This window comes from Streptomyces flaveus (genome assembly GCF_014647675.1).
In the GTDB taxonomy this organism is placed as follows: domain Bacteria; phylum Actinomycetota; class Actinomycetes; order Streptomycetales; family Streptomycetaceae; genus Streptomyces; species Streptomyces flaveus.
In genome coordinates this window covers 706422-723156 of the sequence record NZ_BMPQ01000001.1, presented here as the reverse complement: position 1 = coordinate 723156, position 16735 = coordinate 706422, and the positions used below count along the sequence as shown (strand labels likewise).

16 protein-coding genes, 1 tRNA gene and 1 pseudogene are annotated in these 16735 nt (G+C 70.1%); 12 read left to right on the top strand and 6 right to left on the bottom strand.

Features of this window, described 5'->3' with window-relative positions; all coding sequences use genetic code 11:
- Nucleotides 1-124 precede the first annotated feature (124 nt).
- Entirely contained in the window at nt 125-769 is a 645-nt protein-coding gene (locus IEZ21_RS03075; protein WP_308429603.1) for an SUKH-4 family immunity protein, read from the top strand.
- Between the two features lie 9 nt (nt 770-778).
- On the opposite strand, the gene IEZ21_RS03070 is transcribed toward IEZ21_RS03075, so the two are convergent.
- A tRNA-Cys gene (locus tag IEZ21_RS03070) sits at nt 779-850 on the bottom strand.
- Between the two features lie 218 nt (nt 851-1068).
- Here IEZ21_RS03070 and IEZ21_RS03065 point away from each other — a divergent pair.
- The 6 genes from IEZ21_RS03065 to IEZ21_RS03040 all read left to right on the top strand — a co-directional run bounded on the left by IEZ21_RS03065 (nt 1069) and on the right by IEZ21_RS03040 (nt 7135).
- Nucleotides 1069-2529, top strand: a complete 1461-nt coding sequence (locus IEZ21_RS03065) for an MFS transporter (RefSeq protein ID WP_189320302.1) — start codon at nt 1069-1071, stop codon at nt 2527-2529.
- A gap of 76 nt (nt 2530-2605) precedes the next feature.
- Nucleotides 2606-2806 (top strand): ribbon-helix-helix domain-containing protein, encoded by a 201-nt coding sequence (locus IEZ21_RS03060; RefSeq protein ID WP_189320301.1) that lies wholly within the window; start codon nt 2606-2608, stop codon nt 2804-2806.
- On the top strand, nt 2803-3189 hold the full coding sequence (locus tag IEZ21_RS03055) for a type II toxin-antitoxin system death-on-curing family toxin (RefSeq protein ID WP_189320300.1): 387 nt from the start codon (nt 2803-2805) through the stop codon (nt 3187-3189). The genes IEZ21_RS03060 and IEZ21_RS03055 overlap by 4 nt, the downstream gene beginning before the upstream one ends.
- A gap of 115 nt (nt 3190-3304) precedes the next feature.
- The gene (locus IEZ21_RS03050) at nt 3305-5104 is read left to right on the top strand and encodes a DEAD/DEAH box helicase (protein ID WP_189320299.1); all 1800 of its coding nucleotides are present in this window, start codon (nt 3305-3307) and stop codon (nt 5102-5104) included.
- Nucleotides 5105-5479: 375 nt separating this feature from the next.
- A complete protein-coding gene (locus tag IEZ21_RS03045; RefSeq protein WP_165263650.1) occupies nt 5480-6127 on the top strand; it encodes an IclR family transcriptional regulator in 648 nt (215 codons plus the stop codon).
- Between the two features lie 216 nt (nt 6128-6343).
- Nucleotides 6344-7135, top strand: coding sequence for a S16 family serine protease (locus IEZ21_RS03040; protein ID WP_189320298.1), 792 nt, complete (start codon nt 6344-6346; stop codon nt 7133-7135).
- A 13-nt stretch (nt 7136-7148) separates the two neighbouring features.
- On the opposite strand, the gene IEZ21_RS03035 is transcribed toward IEZ21_RS03040, so the two are convergent.
- Nucleotides 7149-7622 carry an Lrp/AsnC family transcriptional regulator gene (locus IEZ21_RS03035; RefSeq protein WP_189320297.1) on the bottom strand — a complete coding sequence of 158 codons (474 nt, stop codon included), beginning with the start codon at nt 7620-7622 and terminating at the stop codon, nt 7149-7151.
- Between the two features lie 122 nt (nt 7623-7744).
- Here IEZ21_RS03035 and hppD point away from each other — a divergent pair, with 122 nt between their 5' ends.
- A complete protein-coding gene (gene hppD / locus IEZ21_RS03030) occupies nt 7745-8890 on the top strand; it encodes a 4-hydroxyphenylpyruvate dioxygenase (protein ID WP_189320296.1) in 1146 nt (381 codons plus the stop codon).
- 67 nt (nt 8891-8957) lie between these two features.
- Entirely contained in the window at nt 8958-10364 is a 1407-nt protein-coding gene (locus tag IEZ21_RS03025) for an FAD-binding oxidoreductase (RefSeq protein ID WP_189320295.1), read from the top strand.
- Here the strand turns inward: IEZ21_RS03025 and IEZ21_RS03020 are convergent.
- Nucleotides 10342-10764, bottom strand: a complete 423-nt coding sequence (locus IEZ21_RS03020; RefSeq protein WP_189320294.1) for an SsgA family sporulation/cell division regulator — start codon at nt 10762-10764, stop codon at nt 10342-10344. The two genes, IEZ21_RS03025 and IEZ21_RS03020, sit on opposite strands and share 23 nt — an antisense overlap.
- A gap of 324 nt (nt 10765-11088) precedes the next feature.
- On the opposite strand from IEZ21_RS03020, the gene IEZ21_RS03015 reads away from it, so the two are divergent.
- Both IEZ21_RS03015 and IEZ21_RS03010 read left to right on the top strand, forming a co-directional pair.
- Entirely contained in the window at nt 11089-12660 is a 1572-nt protein-coding gene (locus IEZ21_RS03015) for an RDD family protein (protein WP_189320293.1), read from the top strand.
- 93 nt (nt 12661-12753) lie between these two features.
- Nucleotides 12754-13389 carry an RDD family protein gene (locus tag IEZ21_RS03010; protein WP_189320292.1) on the top strand — a complete coding sequence of 212 codons (636 nt, stop codon included), beginning with the start codon at nt 12754-12756 and terminating at the stop codon, nt 13387-13389.
- Between the two features lie 9 nt (nt 13390-13398).
- On the opposite strand, the gene IEZ21_RS03005 is transcribed toward IEZ21_RS03010, so the two are convergent.
- Nucleotides 13399-13650, bottom strand: coding sequence for a hypothetical protein (locus IEZ21_RS03005; RefSeq protein ID WP_033325908.1), 252 nt, complete (start codon nt 13648-13650; stop codon nt 13399-13401).
- A gap of 494 nt (nt 13651-14144) precedes the next feature.
- Here IEZ21_RS03005 and IEZ21_RS47310 point away from each other — a divergent pair.
- Nucleotides 14145-14483 (top strand): annotated as a pseudogene (locus tag IEZ21_RS47310) (hypothetical protein); the annotation flags it as partial.
- Between the two features lie 82 nt (nt 14484-14565).
- Here the strand turns inward: IEZ21_RS47310 and IEZ21_RS03000 are convergent.
- Nucleotides 14566-15150, bottom strand: coding sequence for a nicotinamidase (locus tag IEZ21_RS03000; RefSeq protein ID WP_189320291.1), 585 nt, complete (start codon nt 15148-15150; stop codon nt 14566-14568).
- Nucleotides 15151-15337: 187 nt separating this feature from the next.
- Nucleotides 15338-16666 (bottom strand): nicotinate phosphoribosyltransferase, encoded by a 1329-nt coding sequence (locus IEZ21_RS02995; protein WP_189320290.1) that lies wholly within the window; start codon nt 16664-16666, stop codon nt 15338-15340.
- Nucleotides 16667-16735 lie beyond the last annotated feature (69 nt).

Genomic DNA, 16735 nt, shown 5'->3' with positions numbered 1-16735 from the left:
CGCTTGGGTTTTGGGGCGTTGTCAGTGGTGCGGCGTATGGTTTTCGATCAGTGGGGAGCGGCCGCTGGGGCAGCGGCTGTGCCCTGCTGGGGATGCACTATGCGATCACATGCACGGGGGAGCCATGAGGACGATTGACGCCGGTACGGGGGCGATCACACTGACCGACGCCGAGTACGGAGGCCCGGGGTGCGGGCTGGAGGTGGCGGCCGACGCAACAGCTCGGGGCGAGATGGCGGCGTACTGGCGCATGGCCGCGCTGGTCCATGCCCTCACCCGGATCGCCGACCCGTGCGCGGGTCTCCTGCTCGACCTGCCCGCCCGGCTGCTCGACGAGGAGTTCGGCGCGGGCGCGATCATGCGCTTCGAGGACGTCGACTTCCCGGCCACGCTCACGCACGAGCCGACCCGCCATTTCCTCCGGGAGACGGGTCTTCCGGAGGACGTCGGCATGTTCCAGCTGGAGATGGATGTGCCGCTGCAGACACTCGCCGAGCGCTACGCGGCCGAGCGGACGGAGGAGGCCCAGGTCTCCGAGAGCCAACTCCCGGACGGGGCCGACCGGTTGATCCGCCTCGGTCGCCTTGGTTGTCTCGGTCGCCCGGGCCGTCTCGTCGTCGAGGACACCGACCTCCTCGTCGACGGCACCACCGGGGAGCTCCATGAGTGGTCCGCCTCGGTCGCCGGGCTGCGACCGCTCAACGCCGACATATCCACGCTCGCGTTCACGCTCTGGTTGCTGCACCGCGCAAGTTGCCCGAGGCCGTAACCACACTCGAGGCCGTGACCGGATTCGAACCGGTGTAACTCGCTTTGCAGGCGAGCCCCTCAACCACTCGGGCACACGGCCGGGTTGGGAACGATGCGCTTCTTCCGAATCGCTCGTTCCGAACTCGATGTCGTCGACCGTAGGCCGCGGGGGACGGGACGCTCAAGGGATGGACTGGGGCTGCAATGGGACTGCCATACCGCGTTCATGAAAGGAGAGAAGGCGTACGACCAAGGTCCCAGTCGGCCACCATCTCGCGACAGGGGTCAACGCGTGCCGTGCCCCTTACGCTGACGACCATGACCACCCGGGAACCGAGCGACGCCGACGTCGCAGACACCGCAGACACCGCGCCCGCACCGGCCGAACCCGGCTCCGAGGACAGCGTGCTCAGCCGCCCCTACCGGGCGCTCAGCATCGGGATCGTGTCCGTCGTGCTGCTGATCGCCTTCGAGGCGACGGCAGTGGGGACCGCGATGCCGGTGGCGGCGCGGGAGCTCGACGGGGTCTCGTTGTACGCGTTCGCGTTCTCGGCGTACTTCACGACGAGTCTGTTCGGGATGGTGCTGGCCGGGCAGTGGTCGGACCGGGGTGGGCCGCTGGCGTCGCTGACCGCGGGGATCGGGGCGTTCGCGGCAGGGCTGGCGCTGTCCGGGACGGCGGGGGTGATGTGGCTGTTCATCCTCGGCCGGGCGGTGCAGGGGCTGGGCGGCGGGCTGGTGATCGTGGCGTTGTACGTGGTCGTGGGGCGGGCGTATCCGGAGAGACTGCGGCCGTCGATCATGGCGGCGTTCGCGGCGAGCTGGGTGATCCCGTCCATAGTCGGGCCGCTCGCCGCCGGTTCGGTGACCGAACAGCTCGGCTGGCGCTGGGTGTTCATCGGGATACCGGTCCTGGTGGTGTTCCCGCTGGCGCTCGCCCTGCCGCAGATACGGCGGCGGGCGTCCGGCCCGACGAAGGGTGCCGTCGCCGCACCCTTCGACCAGCGCCGGATCCGGCTGGCACTGGGGATCTCGCTGGGCGCAGGCCTGCTGCAGTACGCAGCGCAAGATCTGCGGTGGCTTTCGGCCGCCCCGGCCGTGGCGGGGGCCGCGTTGCTGGTGCCGGCGGTGCTGGGGCTGCTGCCGCGCGGGACGTACCGGGCGGCGCGCGGCTTGCCGTCCGTGGTGCTGTTGCGCGGGGTCGCGGCCGGGTCGTTCATCGCGGCGGAGTCCTTCGTACCGCTGATGCTGGTCACGCAGCGGGGGCTGTCGCCGACACTCGCCGGGTTCTCGCTCGCGGCGGGCGGGGGGACTTGGGCGCTGGGGTCCTTCGTGCAGTCGAGGGCACGGGTGGAGCCGTACCGGGAGCGGCTGATGGGCCTGGGGATGGTGCTGGTCGCGGCCGCGATCGCCGCCGCACCGAGTGTGCTGATCGATGCGGTGCCGGTGTGGACGCTGGCCGTGACATGGGCGTTCGGCTGCTTCGGGATGGGGCTGGTGATCTCCTCCACCAGCGTTCTGCTGCTGCACCTGTCCGCACCCGAGGAGGCGGGCGCCAACTCCGCCGCGCTCCAGATATCCGACGGCCTGTCGAACGTGCTTCTGCTGTCGGCGGGCGGCGCGGCGTTCGCGGCGCTGGGCGGCGGCACGGTGACGCACGCGGCCACGACGGCCTCCGGCGCCGGCGCACCACCGGCCGCCTTCGCCGCCGTGTTCTTGCCGATGGCGGGGGTGGCGTTGGCGGGGGCTTGGGTGACTACGCGGGTGCGGGAACGGTGACCAAGTGAGCCATGGTCCGGGAGCGTTGATCGTAAACCGGTCGAAACCAGGTGATCGCGAGCCTTACGCTCGCCTCATGAAAGAGCTGACCATCCGCCTCGACGCCAGCCTGAGGCAGGCCCTCGACGACCTCGCGGACGCTCAGGGCCGCCCGCCCGAAGAGCTCGCGGAGAAGGCCGTACGCGGGTACCTGCACGCGGAGGGCAGGCTCGTCCGAGCCCTCGCCGAGCGGATCGCGAAGGAGCACGCCGAGTTGCTGAGGAGGTTGGGGGAGTGACCCGCCACCTCACCGTCGCCGAGGTCACCGACATCGCCGAAGTCGCCTTCGGCGGGCGCGCGCCAGAAGCCCGGGAGCCAGGGCTGCTGGCCTCGGCCGTCCACCGGCCGCGCGCCCGCATGTTCGGCACGGCCGCCTATCCGGACCTGTACGAGCAGGCCGCCGCGCTCCTGCACGGCCTTGCCACCAACCACCCTCTCGTCGACGGCAACAAGCGCACTGCCTGGCTGGCCGCCGCAACGTTTCTCGCCGCCAACGGCGTGGACCTCGCGAAGTGCGATCAGGACACGGCGTACGACCTGGTCATCGACGTGGCCTCCGGTGCCGAGGGCGATATCGGGGTGATCGCGGGTCGACTGCGCGCCCTACGAGCGGAACTGTGAGCTGGATCCCATCCACGGGTCGGGCGGCGTAGTCCGCGCGTTGGCACAACCGGGCCGCCGATAGGGTGGCCCGGTTGTCATACGCAGCAGGACCCTCAACCACCCACCGGAGACCGTGACTACCACCGCCGCCAACAGCCACTCCTCACATCACCTCTCACCCGCCTTCCCCGGCCGTGCCCCCTGGGGCACCGCCGGCAAGCTGCGTGCCTGGCAGCAGAGGGCGATGGAGAAGTACCTCCAGGAGCAGCCGCGTGACTTTCTTGCCGTCGCCACGCCCGGCGCCGGGAAGACGACCTTCGCGCTGACGCTCGCGTCGTGGCTGCTGCACCACCATGTCGTGCAGCAGGTGACGGTGGTCGCGCCGACCGAGCATCTGAAGAAGCAGTGGGCCGAGGCGGCGGCGCGGATAGGGATCAAGCTGGACCCGGAGTACAGCGCGGGGCCGCTCAGCAAGGAGTACCAGGGGGTCGCGGTCACGTACGCCGGTGTGGGCGTACGGCCCATGCTGCACCGCAACCGCGTCGAGCAGCGCAAGACGCTCGTCATCCTCGACGAGATCCACCACGCCGGCGACTCGAAGTCCTGGGGCGAGGCCTGCCTCGAGGCGTTCGAGCCCGCGACCCGCCGCCTCGCGCTCACGGGTACGCCGTTCCGCTCCGACACCAACCCCATCCCCTTCGTGGCGTACGAGGAAGGCAACGACGGGATCCGGCGGTCCGCCGCCGACTACACGTACGGGTACGGCAGCGCGCTCGGCGACGGCGTGGTCCGGCCCGTCATCTTCCTCTCCTACAGCGGCAACATGCGGTGGCGTACGAAGGCGGGCGACGAGATCGCCGCCCGCCTCGGCGAACCCATGACCAAGGACGCCGTCAGCCAGGCCTGGCGCACCGCCCTCGATCCGCGCGGCGAGTGGATGCCGAGCGTGCTGCGCGCCGCCGACCAGCGGCTCACGGAGGTACGGAAGGGCATCCCGGACGCCGGCGCCCTCGTCATCGCCTCCGACCAGGACTCGGCACGGGCGTACGCCAAGCTGATCCGCGAGATCACGGGCGACAAGGCGACCCTCGTCCTGTCCGACGACACCGGCGCGTCCGAGCGGATCGACGAGTTCAGCCACAGCAACGACCGCTGGATGGTCGCCGTCCGCATGGTCTCCGAGGGCGTGGACGTGCCCCGCCTTGCTGTGGGCGTGTACGCGACCACCATCTCCACGCCGCTCTTCTTCGCCCAGGCCGTCGGCCGCTTCGTACGGTCCCGGCGGCGCGGCGAGACCGCCTCCGTCTTCCTGCCGACCGTCCCCGACCTCCTCACCTTCGCCAACGAGATGGAGGTCGAGCGCGACCACGCCCTCGACAAGCCGAAGAAGGAGGGCGAGGAGGACCCGTACGCCGAATCCGAGAAGGAGATGGAGGAGGCGAACAAGGAGCAGGACGAGGACACCGGCGAGCAGGAGGAGTTCGCCTTCGAGGCGCTGGAGTCCGAGGCCACCTTCGACCGCGTGCTGTACGACGGCGCCGAGTTCGGCATGCAGGCGCACCCGGGGAGTGAAGAGGAGCAGGACTACCTCGGGATTCCGGGGCTTCTCGAACCCGATCAGGTGCAGCTGCTGCTCCAGAAGCGCCAGGCGCGCCAGATCGCGCACAGCCGCAAGAAGCCCGCCGACGAGGCCGACCTCCTCGAACTCCCCGCCGAGCGGCGGCCGGTGGTCACGCACAAGGAGCTGCTGGAGCTGAGGAAGCAGCTCAACACGATGGTCGGGGCGTACGTCCACCAGAGCGGCAAGCCGCACGGCGTGATCCACACCGAGTTGCGGCGCGTGTGCGGCGGGCCGCCGAGCGCGGAGGCGACGGCGGGGCAGTTGAGGCAGCGGATCGCCAAGGTGCAGGAGTGGGCGACCCGTATGCGGTGACACACGCATGCAGGAGTACGAGGATCAGGGCGCCGGTCTCGTTGCGTACGGGACCGGCGCATTGGTGTGTGCAGGGTGTGCGAGGGTGGTGCACAGGGAGTGATGTGCGCCGGGTGTACCAGGACAAACGCGGCAACGCTCTTGCCGGACACTGACCGGATTCTGGACGGAGTCTTCCGCTGAGCGAACCAGCTCGCTACTGTCCCGCTACGCACACGCCCCGTGGCAGCGCCGCCGCGGAGCGCAGCCGGTGCCGCCCGGGTAGTACCCGGGACGCTTGCCGACCGGCGGCCTCTGAAGCGCGTCGCCGTCGGGACCGGTGACGCAACCGCCGCGGAGGGGGCCGTCGACTCTCACCACTAAGGAGTGGGCGTCGTGACCGCGGAGACCTCTCAGACGCTCGACCGAGGACTGCGTGTCCTCAAGTTGCTCGCCGACACCGATCACGGGCTGACCGTCACCGAGCTGTCCAGCAAGCTCGGAGTGAACCGGACCGTTGTGTACCGGCTGCTCGCCACGCTTGAGCAGCATGCTCTCGTACGCCGTGATCTGGGTGGCCGTGCCCGGGTGGGGCTCGGAGTGCTGCGGCTCGGGCGGCAGGTGCATCCGTTGGTACGTGAGGCCGCGTTGCCCGCGTTGCGGTCGCTGGCCGAGGACATCGGGGCGACGGCGCATCTCACTCTGGTCGACGGGACGGAAGCGTTGGCCGTCGCTGTGGTGGAGCCGACGTGGACGGACTACCACGTGGCGTATCGGGCGGGGTTCCGGCATCCGTTGGACCGGGGGGCCGCGGGCAAGGCGATCCTTGCGGCGCGGGCCGCGGCGGGGACTGTGGCGGATCCCGGGTACACGCTGACGCACGGGGAGTTGGAAGCCGGTGCGAGTGGGGCGGCTGCGCCGCTGCTCGGGGTGACTGGGGTGGAGGGGAGCGTGGGGGTTGTGATGCTTGCGGATTCCGTCCCGGAGAGGGTGGGGGCGCGGGTTGTGGATGCCGCGAAGGAAGTGGCCGAGGCTTTGCGCTAGCCAGGGGTGGGTGGGGGCGGGTTTTCTTCCTCAGCCCCGCCCCTTCCCGAAACTGGGGGCTGCGCCCCCAGACCCCCCCACGGTTCGAATGTCGGCTGCGGGTGCGTCGTGGCTGGTCGCGCAGTTCCCCGCGCCCCTAAAGGGCGCGGCCTCGCCTCCAGCAAAGGCCACGGACCAGCCCGCGGCCGGAATTCCCCCTCACGTTAGATTGATCCCGTGCTCTCTCAGCTCTCGCGCCCCCGGGCCGTCGCCCTGCTCGCTCTGCCTGTCGTGGCTCTGCTCGCCACAACGGTCTTTGTACCGTTGCCGTTTGCGGTGGCTCAGCCGGGGATGACGGCCGATGTGCTGGGGGAGAACCAGGGGGAGCCGGTCATCACCATCACCGGTGCGGAGACCCACGAGACGCGTGGGCAGTTGCGGATGACGACCATCGAGGCGACCGGGCCCGATGCGGATGTGCGGCTGGGAGCTGTGATCGACGGGTGGTTCGATACGGACCGGGCCGTGATGCCGCGGGACTCCGTGTACCCGAGCGGTGACACCGTCAAGGAGATCGAGGAGCACAACGCCGAGGCGATGCGGGAGTCCCAGAACACCGCCACCGAGGCCGCGCTGGACTATCTCGGCGAGGACCCGGACGACATCAGGGTCACCCTGAAGCTCGCCGACGTCGGCGGACCCAGTGCCGGGCTCCTCTTCTCGCTCGGCATAGTCGACAAGCTGGACGGTGACGGCAGCGGCGGCGACCTGACCGGCGGCCGCACGATCGCGGGCACCGGCACCATCGACGCCGACGGCACGGTGGGCGCCGTCGGCGGTGTCGCCCTCAAGACGCAGGCCGCAAAGCGTGACGGTGCGACCGTCTTCCTCGTACCGAAGGCCGAGTGCTCGGACGCGGAGTCGGAGCTGCCCAAGGGGCTGCGGCTGATCCCGGTGACGACGCTGAAGAGCACGGTCGAATCCCTCCGCGCCCTGGAGACGGGCACCGGCTCCGTCCCCAGCTGCTGAACCCCCGGACCAGCTACGCCTGATCCTCCGACGCCTGCTTCACCAGCGGGATGATCCGCAGCGGCACCGGGTTCTCCATGACGATCGCCGTGGCGGCCCGGACGATGCCGTCGAAGCCGACGACCCGGTCGATCACACGTTGAAGATCGGCGTTGGAGCGGGCGACGAGACGGCACAACATGTCGCCGCTGCCGGTGGTGGTGTGCAGTTCGAGCACCTCTGGGACGGTCGCCAAGTGCGCCCGTACGTCCGTGCCCTGCCCCTGCCGGATCTGGAGGGTCGCGAAGGCCGTGACGGGGTACCCGAGCGCCGCGGGGTCCACCTGAGGACCGAATCCGCGGATGACGCCGTTCGACTGGAGGCGGTCGAGACGGGCCTGGACCGTCCCGCGCGCGACACCGAGCCGCCGGGACGCCTCCAGCACCCCGATCCGCGGCTCCTCGGCCAGCAGCACGAGCAGCCGGCCGTCCAGCTGATCGATCCCCATGGAGGCCTCCCGGGTGGTCATCCTGTACAGAAGGCCCGGTCGTACGGGCCGGTCGCTGCACACATTGTCCAGTGAATACGCAAACTATTGCGCACCTTGCCAAACGGAGGGAGCGTATCGCCATGACTGAGACCATCCATCACACCCCTGGTACCGCGCGCGATGCAGACCCGTTCCCGGTCAAGGGAATGGACGCGGTCGTCTTCGCCGTCGGCAACGCCAAGCAGGCGGCGCACTACTACTCCACCGCCTTCGGCATGAAGCTCGTCGCGTACTCCGGACCGGAGAACGGCAGCCGCGAGACCGCCTCGTACGTCCTGACCAACGGCTCAGCGCGCTTCGTCCTCACCTCCGTCGTCAAGCCCGCCACCACCTGGGGCCACTTCCTCGCCGAGCATGTGGCCGAGCACGGCGACGGCGTGATCGACCTCGCCATCGAGGTCCCGGACGCGCGCAGGGCGTACGCGTACGCGATCGAGCACGGCGCCCGCTCGGTCGAGGAGCCGTACGAGATGAAGGACGAGCACGGCACCGTCGTACTCGCGGCGATCGCCACGTACGGGCAGACCCGGCACACCCTCGTCGAGCGGACGGGATACGACGGCCCGTACCTGCCCGGCTTCGTGACCGCAGCCCCGATCGTCGAGCCGCCCGCCCACCGCACCTTCCAGGCCATCGACCACTGCGTCGGCAATGTCGAGCTCGGCCGGATGAACGAATGGGTCGGCTTCTACAACAAGGTCATGGGCTTCACGAACATGAAGGAGTTCGTGGGCGACGACATCGCGACCGAGTACAGCGCGCTGATGTCGAAGGTCGTCGCGGACGGCACGCTCAAGGTCAAGTTCCCGATCAACGAGCCCGCCATCGCCAAGAAGAAGTCCCAGATCGACGAGTACCTGGAGTTCTACGGCGGCGCCGGCGTCCAGCACATCGCGCTGAACACGAACGACATCGTCGAGACGGTACGCACCATGCGGGCGGCCGGAGTCCAGTTCCTGGCCACGCCCGACTCGTACTACGACACGCTGGGGGAGTGGGTCGGTGACACCCGCGTTCCCGTCGACACCCTCCGCGAACTGAAGATCCTCGCCGACCGCGACGAGGACGGCTATCTGCTGCAGATCTTCACCAAGCCGGTCCAGGACCGTCCGACCGTCTTCTTCGAGATCATCGAACGCCACGGCTCGATGGGCTTCGGCAAGGGCAACTTCAAGGCCCTGTTCGAGGCGATCGAGAGGGAGCAGGAGAAGCGGGGCAACCTCTAGTTCCGGCTCTTGGCCGGCCGGCCCCGCGTGCAGACGGCTTCACACCGTCGCCCCCGGATGCGACGCTGTGATCATGAGCCGTATCGAAGCCCCTCGCGACGAAGCGACGGGGAACCTTCTCGACCGTCTGCTCGCGGGACTGCCGGCCGACGTGGTCCTGACCGACCCGGACGTCACGGTCTCGTACGCCAACGACATGGCCAGCTTCTGCGAGGCCGGCACCCCCGCCGTCGTCGTGCTGCCGCGGACCGTCGAAGAGGTCCAGCACGTCATGCGCATCGCCACGGAGCTGCGCGTGCCGGTCGTCCCGCAGGGCGCCCGCACCGGACTGTCGGGCGGCGCCAACGCCTCCGACGGCTGCATCGTGCTGTCCCTGATCAAGATGGACCGTATCCTCGAGATCAGCCCCGTCGACCGGATCGCCGTCGTCGAACCCGGCGTCATCAACGCCACACTCTCCCGCGCCGTGAACGAACACGGCCTGTACTACCCTCCCGACCCCTCCAGCTGGGAGATGTGCACGATCGGCGGCAACATCGGCACGGCCTCCGGCGGCCTGTGCTGTGTGAAGTACGGAGTCACCGCCGAGTACGTCCTCGGCCTGGACGTCGTCCTCGCCGACGGCCGTCTCATGTCCACCGGCCGCCGCACGGCGAAGGGTGTCGCCGGGTACGACCTCACCCGCCTCATCGTCGGTTCGGAGGGTTCGCTCGGCATCGTCGTACGGGCGACACTCGCCCTCAAGCCGCAGCCTCCCCAGCAGCTGGTGCTGGCCGCCGAGTTCGCGTCCGCGTCCGCCGCCTGTGACGCCGTATGCCGGATCATGGCGGGAGGGCACGTGCCGTCCCTCCTCGAACTGATGGACCGTACGACGGTGAAGGCCGTCAACGACCTGTCGAACATGGGCCTCCCCGAGACCACCGAAGCCCTGCTCCTCGCCGCCTTCGACACCCCGGACCCGTCCGCCGACCTCGCCGCGGTCGGCGCCCTGTGCGAGGCCGCGGGAGCCACCCAGGTCGTACCGGCGGACGACGCGGCCGAGTCGGAACTCCTGCTCCAGGCACGCCGCCTGTCCCTCACCGCGCTCGAAGCGGTCAAGGGCACGACGATGATCGACGACGTGTGCGTACCGCGCTCGCGGCTCGGCGACCTGATCGAAGGCGTCGAGCGGATCGCCGAGAAGCACCAGCTGACCATCGGGGTCGTCGCGCACGCCGGCGACGGCAACACCCACCCCACCGTCTGCTTCGACGCCGGCGACCCCGACGAGTCCCGCCGCGCCCGCGAGTCCTTCGACGAGATCATGGCCCTCGGCCTGGAACTCGGCGGCACGATCACCGGTGAACACGGCGTGGGCGTCCTGAAGAAGGAATGGCTGGCCCGCGAGATCGGCCCGGTGGGCGTGGAGATGCAGCGCGCGATCAAGGCGGCCTTCGACCCGCTGGGCATCCTCAACCCTGGCAAGGTCTTCTGAACAGCTCGACCAGTCCGTCCTCGATACCGAGCCGCTCGCCCTCGGAGCCCTCCGGGACCGCCCGCAGGGTGAGTTCCAGCCAGTCGGAGACCTCGGCCGCCGACGCCTCCAGCAGGGCGTCTCCGCCGGGTGAACTCAGCGCGATCAGGATGACGCCGCGTCTGCCCGCCTTCACCGGCCGCACCCGCACATCGCCGTGCCCGCACGGCCGGAGGATGCCCTCGACGAGGAGTTCCCGGGCGAACGTCCAGTTCACGGAGAGTTCGGAGCCGACGTGGAAGGTGAAGTGGACGGCGTACGGGTCGTCGCTGCGGTAGCTGAGCCGCGCCGGTACGGGGATGCTGCGCTCCGGCGACAGGACGAGTTCCATGTCGAGCTCGCGTTCCACCACGGTGTGCATGTCGTCCGTTTCCTTTCGTTCGGGGCCTGGGGGCGGGCCCGTACGAGTGGAGACGGGGCGGGGCGCGGAGCATTACGTGTATTCGGGGAAGTCCCTTCGCCGGTATCTGCTCGGTACCCGCTCGGTACCGGCCCGTTATCCGCCCCCGTCCTCAGTCCGTTTTCAGTGGTCCGTCACCAACCCGTCCTCAGTCCGGTATTCGGGAAGACGTAGCGGAACCTTGCCCGAACGGGGTAGGTACTGGCGGACCGGACGTGACTCTTGCTCCGGTCTGATAGATGTGGATGCCCCACACGACCCCCGAGCAGATACGGGACGACGGACATGAGCGCCCCAACCCCGGCCGCTGGCGACGACAGGCCCCGCGAAGGGTATTACCCGGACCCGTCCATTCCTGGATATGTCCGGTACTGGAACGGTGCCTCATGGGTACCGGGCACCAGCCGACCGGCGCCCTCCGACGGCGAATCGCTACCGGTACCACCCGCCGGCCGCTCCGCCCCGGCCGCCGCGGGTCCCACCTCCACCGGCCCCGCCCCCATGGAGGAGACGGGCCCGCACTTCTTCGACGAGGACCCGCCCGCCGCGGCCCCCTCGCCCGCCGAGGCCCAGCACGGCAGCCGCCCCGAGCCCGCGACCGCGTGGGGCGCCGACCGCTCCCGGCAGACCGGTTTCGGGGGTGAACAGGACCGCCGGGTCTCCTGGGGTTCTCCCGCCGATCCGCGCGTACCGTCCGAGCCGGCCCAGCCCGAGGGCAGGTCCGAGCACGCCGACGGTACGGTCACGTTCCGCGCGCCCAGGGCCGAGGACCGGATCGAGGACAAGCCCCGGGACGCCCGGCCTCCGGCTTCCGGCGGCACGGTGGGCTTCCGCAGGCCGACGGGGCGGGTGAAGCCGACCCCGGGGTCGGAGGAGGAGCCGTCCGGCTCGTCCCAGGCCGACTCGCCTCAGCCCAGGGCCGGAGCCTCCGGTGTCCCCAGCGCCCGTAACCCTCTTGCTACCGAGGGCACGATGGCGTTCCGGGCCGTCACTCCGCGGCAGAGGCAGCTGCGCGATCCCCAGGCCCCCGGCCCCACCGCGGGAGGCGCAGCGGCAAGGGGCTCGACCGCGGGAGGCACAGCCGCCGCCCGCGCGGGCCTCTCCCAGGGCGCCACCGCAGCGTCCGCCGGTACCCAGACCCCCGCCGTGCCCGCCCAGTCCATGAGTTCCCCAGCCCCTCCCTCCACGCCTTCCTCCCCCTCCGCGCCCTCCGCACCCGAGCAGTCCACGCCCATGGCCGCGGGCGTCGGCGGTGGACAGCCCTCCTGGGCTCAGCAGGTGCACCGTCTCGCCGGGCCCGAGAGCGAGCCGCCCGTCGTCCCCTGGAAGCCGGTGTCCGAGGACCCCTTCCAGGCCGCCGCCCGGGCGCAGGCCTCCGCGCGTCCCGCCGGGCTCGGCAAGCGGCTGGCCGCCCGGCTCGTGGACTCGCTCGTGCTGGGTGCCGTCACGGGCGCGGCTGCCGTGCCGCTGGGCATCAGGGCCCTCGACCACGTCAACGACAAGATCGATGCGGCCAAGCTGTCCGGCGAGACCGTCACGGTCTGGCTGCTGGACGGCACCACGGGCGCCTACCTCGGCATCGTCCTCGCCGTCCTGCTGATCTTCGGCGTCCTCTACGAGGCGCTGCCCACCGCCAAGTGGGGCCGTACGCTCGGCAAGAAGCTGTGCGGTATCCAGGTGCGGGACATCGAGGGCGGCGAGCCCCCGTCGTTCGGCATGGCCCTGCGCCGCTGGCTCGTCTACAGCGTGCCCGGACTGCTCGGCATCGGTGTGCTGGGTGTCCTGTGGGGCCTGTTCGACCGCCCGTGGCGCCAGTGCTGGCACGACAAGGCGGCGCACACGTTCGTGGCGGGCTGACCAGCAGGCTGAGCAGCGGACCGGCGTACGAGCCGTGCCCCGGACGGCTCCCCGCCCATTGCGCCGCCGGAGGGTTCGCGGTCGACTCGAAGTATGACGACCGAGCCGCCGCCTCCCCCGGAAGACGATCCGTTCAAGAAGCGTGAGCCGCCACCCGGCGAGGGCGGCGGCTCTCCGTACGGCACTCCGTCAGAGGGCTCGGAGGGCGGGGACACCACACCCCCGCCGTACGCGGGCGACCCCTACGGCGGCGGCCCGTACGGCAACGAGCCCCTCGCCGGGATGCCGCCCCTCGGCGACAGCCCCAAGCGCGTACTGGCGCGGATCATCGACATGATCCTGGTGGGTGCCGTGGTGTGGCTGGTGGCGTGGGCGTTCGGTGCCACCGACTACGACGTGGACAGCGGGAACATCGAGTACAGCGATTCCGTCGGCCAGTCCGTGATCGCCGCGGTGCTCTACGTCGCGTACGACACCGTCCTGACCGCCAAGTCCGGGCAGACCCTCGGCAAGAAGCTGTTCCACATGCGGGTGGCGAACCTGAACGACGGCTCGACGCCCTCCTGGCAGACCTCGTTGATCCGCGCGCTGGTCCTGTGGTTGCCGTTCGCGTTCTGCTGCGCGTGCATCTGGACCGCGATCACGGGTGGCTGGAGCTTCTTCGACAAGCCCTACAAGCAGGGCCTGCACGACAAGCCGGCGAAGACCGTGGTGGTCAGCACCGGGTGAGGAGGTTGGTCAGCGCTCGCTGCCGCTGGCCACCGGTACGGATTCGGCGACACGCTCCCGGGCGACGGACGTGGCAATGGGTGCCGGCTTCTTCGGGACGGGAACCGTCAGGGCCACGAGGAGGCCGAGTGCGAGTGCGGAGAGCGCGATCACCGCGATTCCCGGGCCCGAACTCGTCTGTGACAGCAGCAGCATGGCGAGCGTGGAGAAGATCACGGTGCATGAGCCGTAGGTGAGCTGTGCGGCGGTCGGACGAGGCATGAGCATTCCTCGGGTCGGGGGTCTCCCCCCGTGCCTCTCGCCAAGGGGGAGGTTGCAGATACGAGTCAGGGGTGCCGACAAGGGGTGTCGGCTTGGCAATCCGCTGAATTCCCAGCGCGCCGCCAGCCGACTCTATTCGGCTGTCTGCCCGAGTGGAACGAGCGGTAAGCGTGACCTAACCCACGGTGCCGGTGCACAGGGGGCGCACGGAGTCATGGAGTCCACCAACTGGACGGTCCGGCGCGCCGGTTGAGCGGTACACCAACTCGGGGTGTCGCGTACCGCAGTAACTGACACCGACATCAAGATCGCGATCGTGAAGGAGTCCCGTGACGGCTCGACGATCACGGCGAAGGTCTCGGCCGCGACGAAGTGAACGGTGTCTTTGCAGGTCAGAGCATGATCGACCGCGGCCCTCTGGCGGGTCGCGGCCGATCGTGTTTAGGTGCGTCCTGTGGTTCTCTTATTGACACTTTTTCTCACGGGGGTGTGACGTGGCCGCAGGAGGTTTCTGCAAACTGCCGAACGGCAGCGTGGTGGTGGCGTTGAACCTGCCCACCCCTTCCGCCATGGGCGGCACCGGTTGCGTACGCGTTCTCGTGCACGCCCAGAACCGGGCCCGCGCGCTGACGCGGGTGCGCAACCTCGGCATGCGGGCGGTGTATCTGCGGAGCAACTCCGAGCCGCCGACGCCGGACGAGATCACCGCGGTCCTGCACCATCCCGACGGCCTCATATGGCGCACGCCCCCCGTCGGAGACGCCACCGCCACTGCCACCACCCCGGAGCTGTGGCGCCCGATCCGCGCCCTGAAGCGGCGCACGGCCCCCACACAGGCTCCCGCTCCCACGCAGGCTTCCGTACCCACGCAGGCTCCCGTCCCCGCTCAACCCCCCGCCCAGGCCCCCGAGGCCGCTACACCACGGGCTTCCCTGCGAGCTCCACACCCGCCTCGCGCAGCTCCTCCAGAGCCCGCTCAGTGGTCTCCTCGGCCACCCCGGCCGTGAGGTCGAGCAGCACGGTCGTACGGAAGCCCTCGCGGGCCGCGTCCAGTGCGGTGGCGCGGACGCAGTGGTCGGTGGCTATGCCGACCACGTCGATGTCGGTGATCTCGCGGGTGCGCAGCCAGTCCGCCAGCGTGACGCCGTTCTCGTCGGCGCCCTCGAAGCCGCTGTACGCCGCCGCGTACGCGCCCTTGTCGAAGACCGCGTCGATCGCGCCGGAGGCGACCGCCGGGGCGAAGTTCGGGTGGAAGCCCACGCCCTCCGTGCCCGCCACGCAGTGCCCGGGCCAGGAGTGGGCGTAGTCGGGGTTCTCGGAGAAGTGGTCGCCCGGGTTGATGTGATGGTCGCGGGTGGCCACGACATGGCGGTAGCCGGCGGGCGCCTGCCCGATCAGCTCCGTGACCGCGGCGGCCACGTCCGCCCCTCCGGGCACCGCGAGGCTGCCTCCCTCACAGAAGTCGTTCTGCACGTCGACGACGATCAAGGCGCGGCGCATGGTCGGTGTCCTTCCCCCTTGAGGGGCGCGGGTGTTGCGGTTGCATTGCCCGCTCCCCGCTCATTCATGCCCCTTCGGGGCAAGCCTGTCCGGAGCTGTTTCCCGGGTGCCCGCGGTCCCCGGCTTCGCTTTCGGCGGACGTGAACGGGCGTACCCGGGCGTATTCGTCGGGCGTACGCGGGCGTACTCAGACGTATTCGGTCGGGATCACCGCTTCTCCCCGGGACAGCTGGGTCGCGGACAGCGGCAGGTTGGCGCGGGCCGCCGCATGCCGGTCGCGTACGACGTCCAGGGGCTCGCGGGCGACGACCTGGCCGCCCTTTATCAGCTCGACCAGCAACTGACGGTCCGCCAGCTCCGCCGGGACGGCGCCCGTGCCGATCACCTCGGCCTCGGCGACCCCTTCCTCGTCGAGCCGCCGCGCGGCCCACTTCCGGCCACCGATGGACGTCTTGCCGCCCGTCGACTTCTTCGCCACCGGCACGAGCGGAGCCTTCGGATCCGCCGACTGGGCACGGGCGACCAGCTTGTAGACCATCGAACACGTCGGATGGCCGGATCCCGTCACCAGCTGGGTGCCCACCCCGTACGCGTCCACGGGCGCCGCGGCCAGCGAGGCGATCGCGTACTCGTCCAGGTCCGAGGTCACGGTGATCTTCGTGTCGACGGCGCCCAGCTCGTCGAGCTGCTGCCGCACCCGGTGCGCCACCAGCAGCAGATCACCGGAGTCGATGCGCACGGCGCCCAGCTCGGGCCCGGCGATCTCGACGGCCGTCCGTACGGCTTCGGCCACGTCGTACGTGTCCACGAGCAGTGTCGTACCCCGGCCCAGCGAGTGCACCTGGGCCTGGAAGGCGTCCCGCTCGCTGTCGTGCAGGAGCGTGAAGGCGTGGGCGCTGGTGCCGACGGTGGGGATGCCGTAGCGGAAGCCGGCGGCCAGGTCCGAGGTGGTCGTGAAGCCGCCGACGTACGCCGCGCGCGAGGCGGCCACGGCGGCCAGCTCATGGGTGCGCCGGGCGCCCATCTCGATCAGTGGCCGTTCGCCCGCGGCCGAGGCCATCCGGGAGGCGGCGGCAGCGATCGCCGAGTCGTGGTTGAGGATCGAGAGGATCACCGTCTCCAGGAGCACGCACTGGGCGAACGTGCCCTCCACACGCAGGATCGGCGAGCCGGGGAAGTAGACCTCGCCCTCGGGGTAGCCCCACACGTCGCCGCTGAAACGGTACGAGGACAGCCACTCCAGGGTCGGTTCGTCCACGACGCGGCGCTCGCGCAGGAAGCCGAGGACGTCCGCGTCGAACCGGAAGTTCTCGACCGCGTCAAGGACTCGCCCGGTACCCGCGACGACTCCGTAGCGCCGTCCCTCAGGCAGCCGGCGCGTGAAGACCTCGAAGACCGAATGCCGCTCGGCAGTGCCGCCTTCGAGGGCGCCCTGCAGCATGGTCAGCTCGTAGTGATCGGTGAAGAGTGCTGTGGACGGGACGTCCACCGGCAGCCCTAGGTCCGCAGTGTTCATGGCAGGAGATATTACCCCAGATCTCGTCACTCTGACGATTTCTCGTATCCGGTGGATCGTGTGGATCCG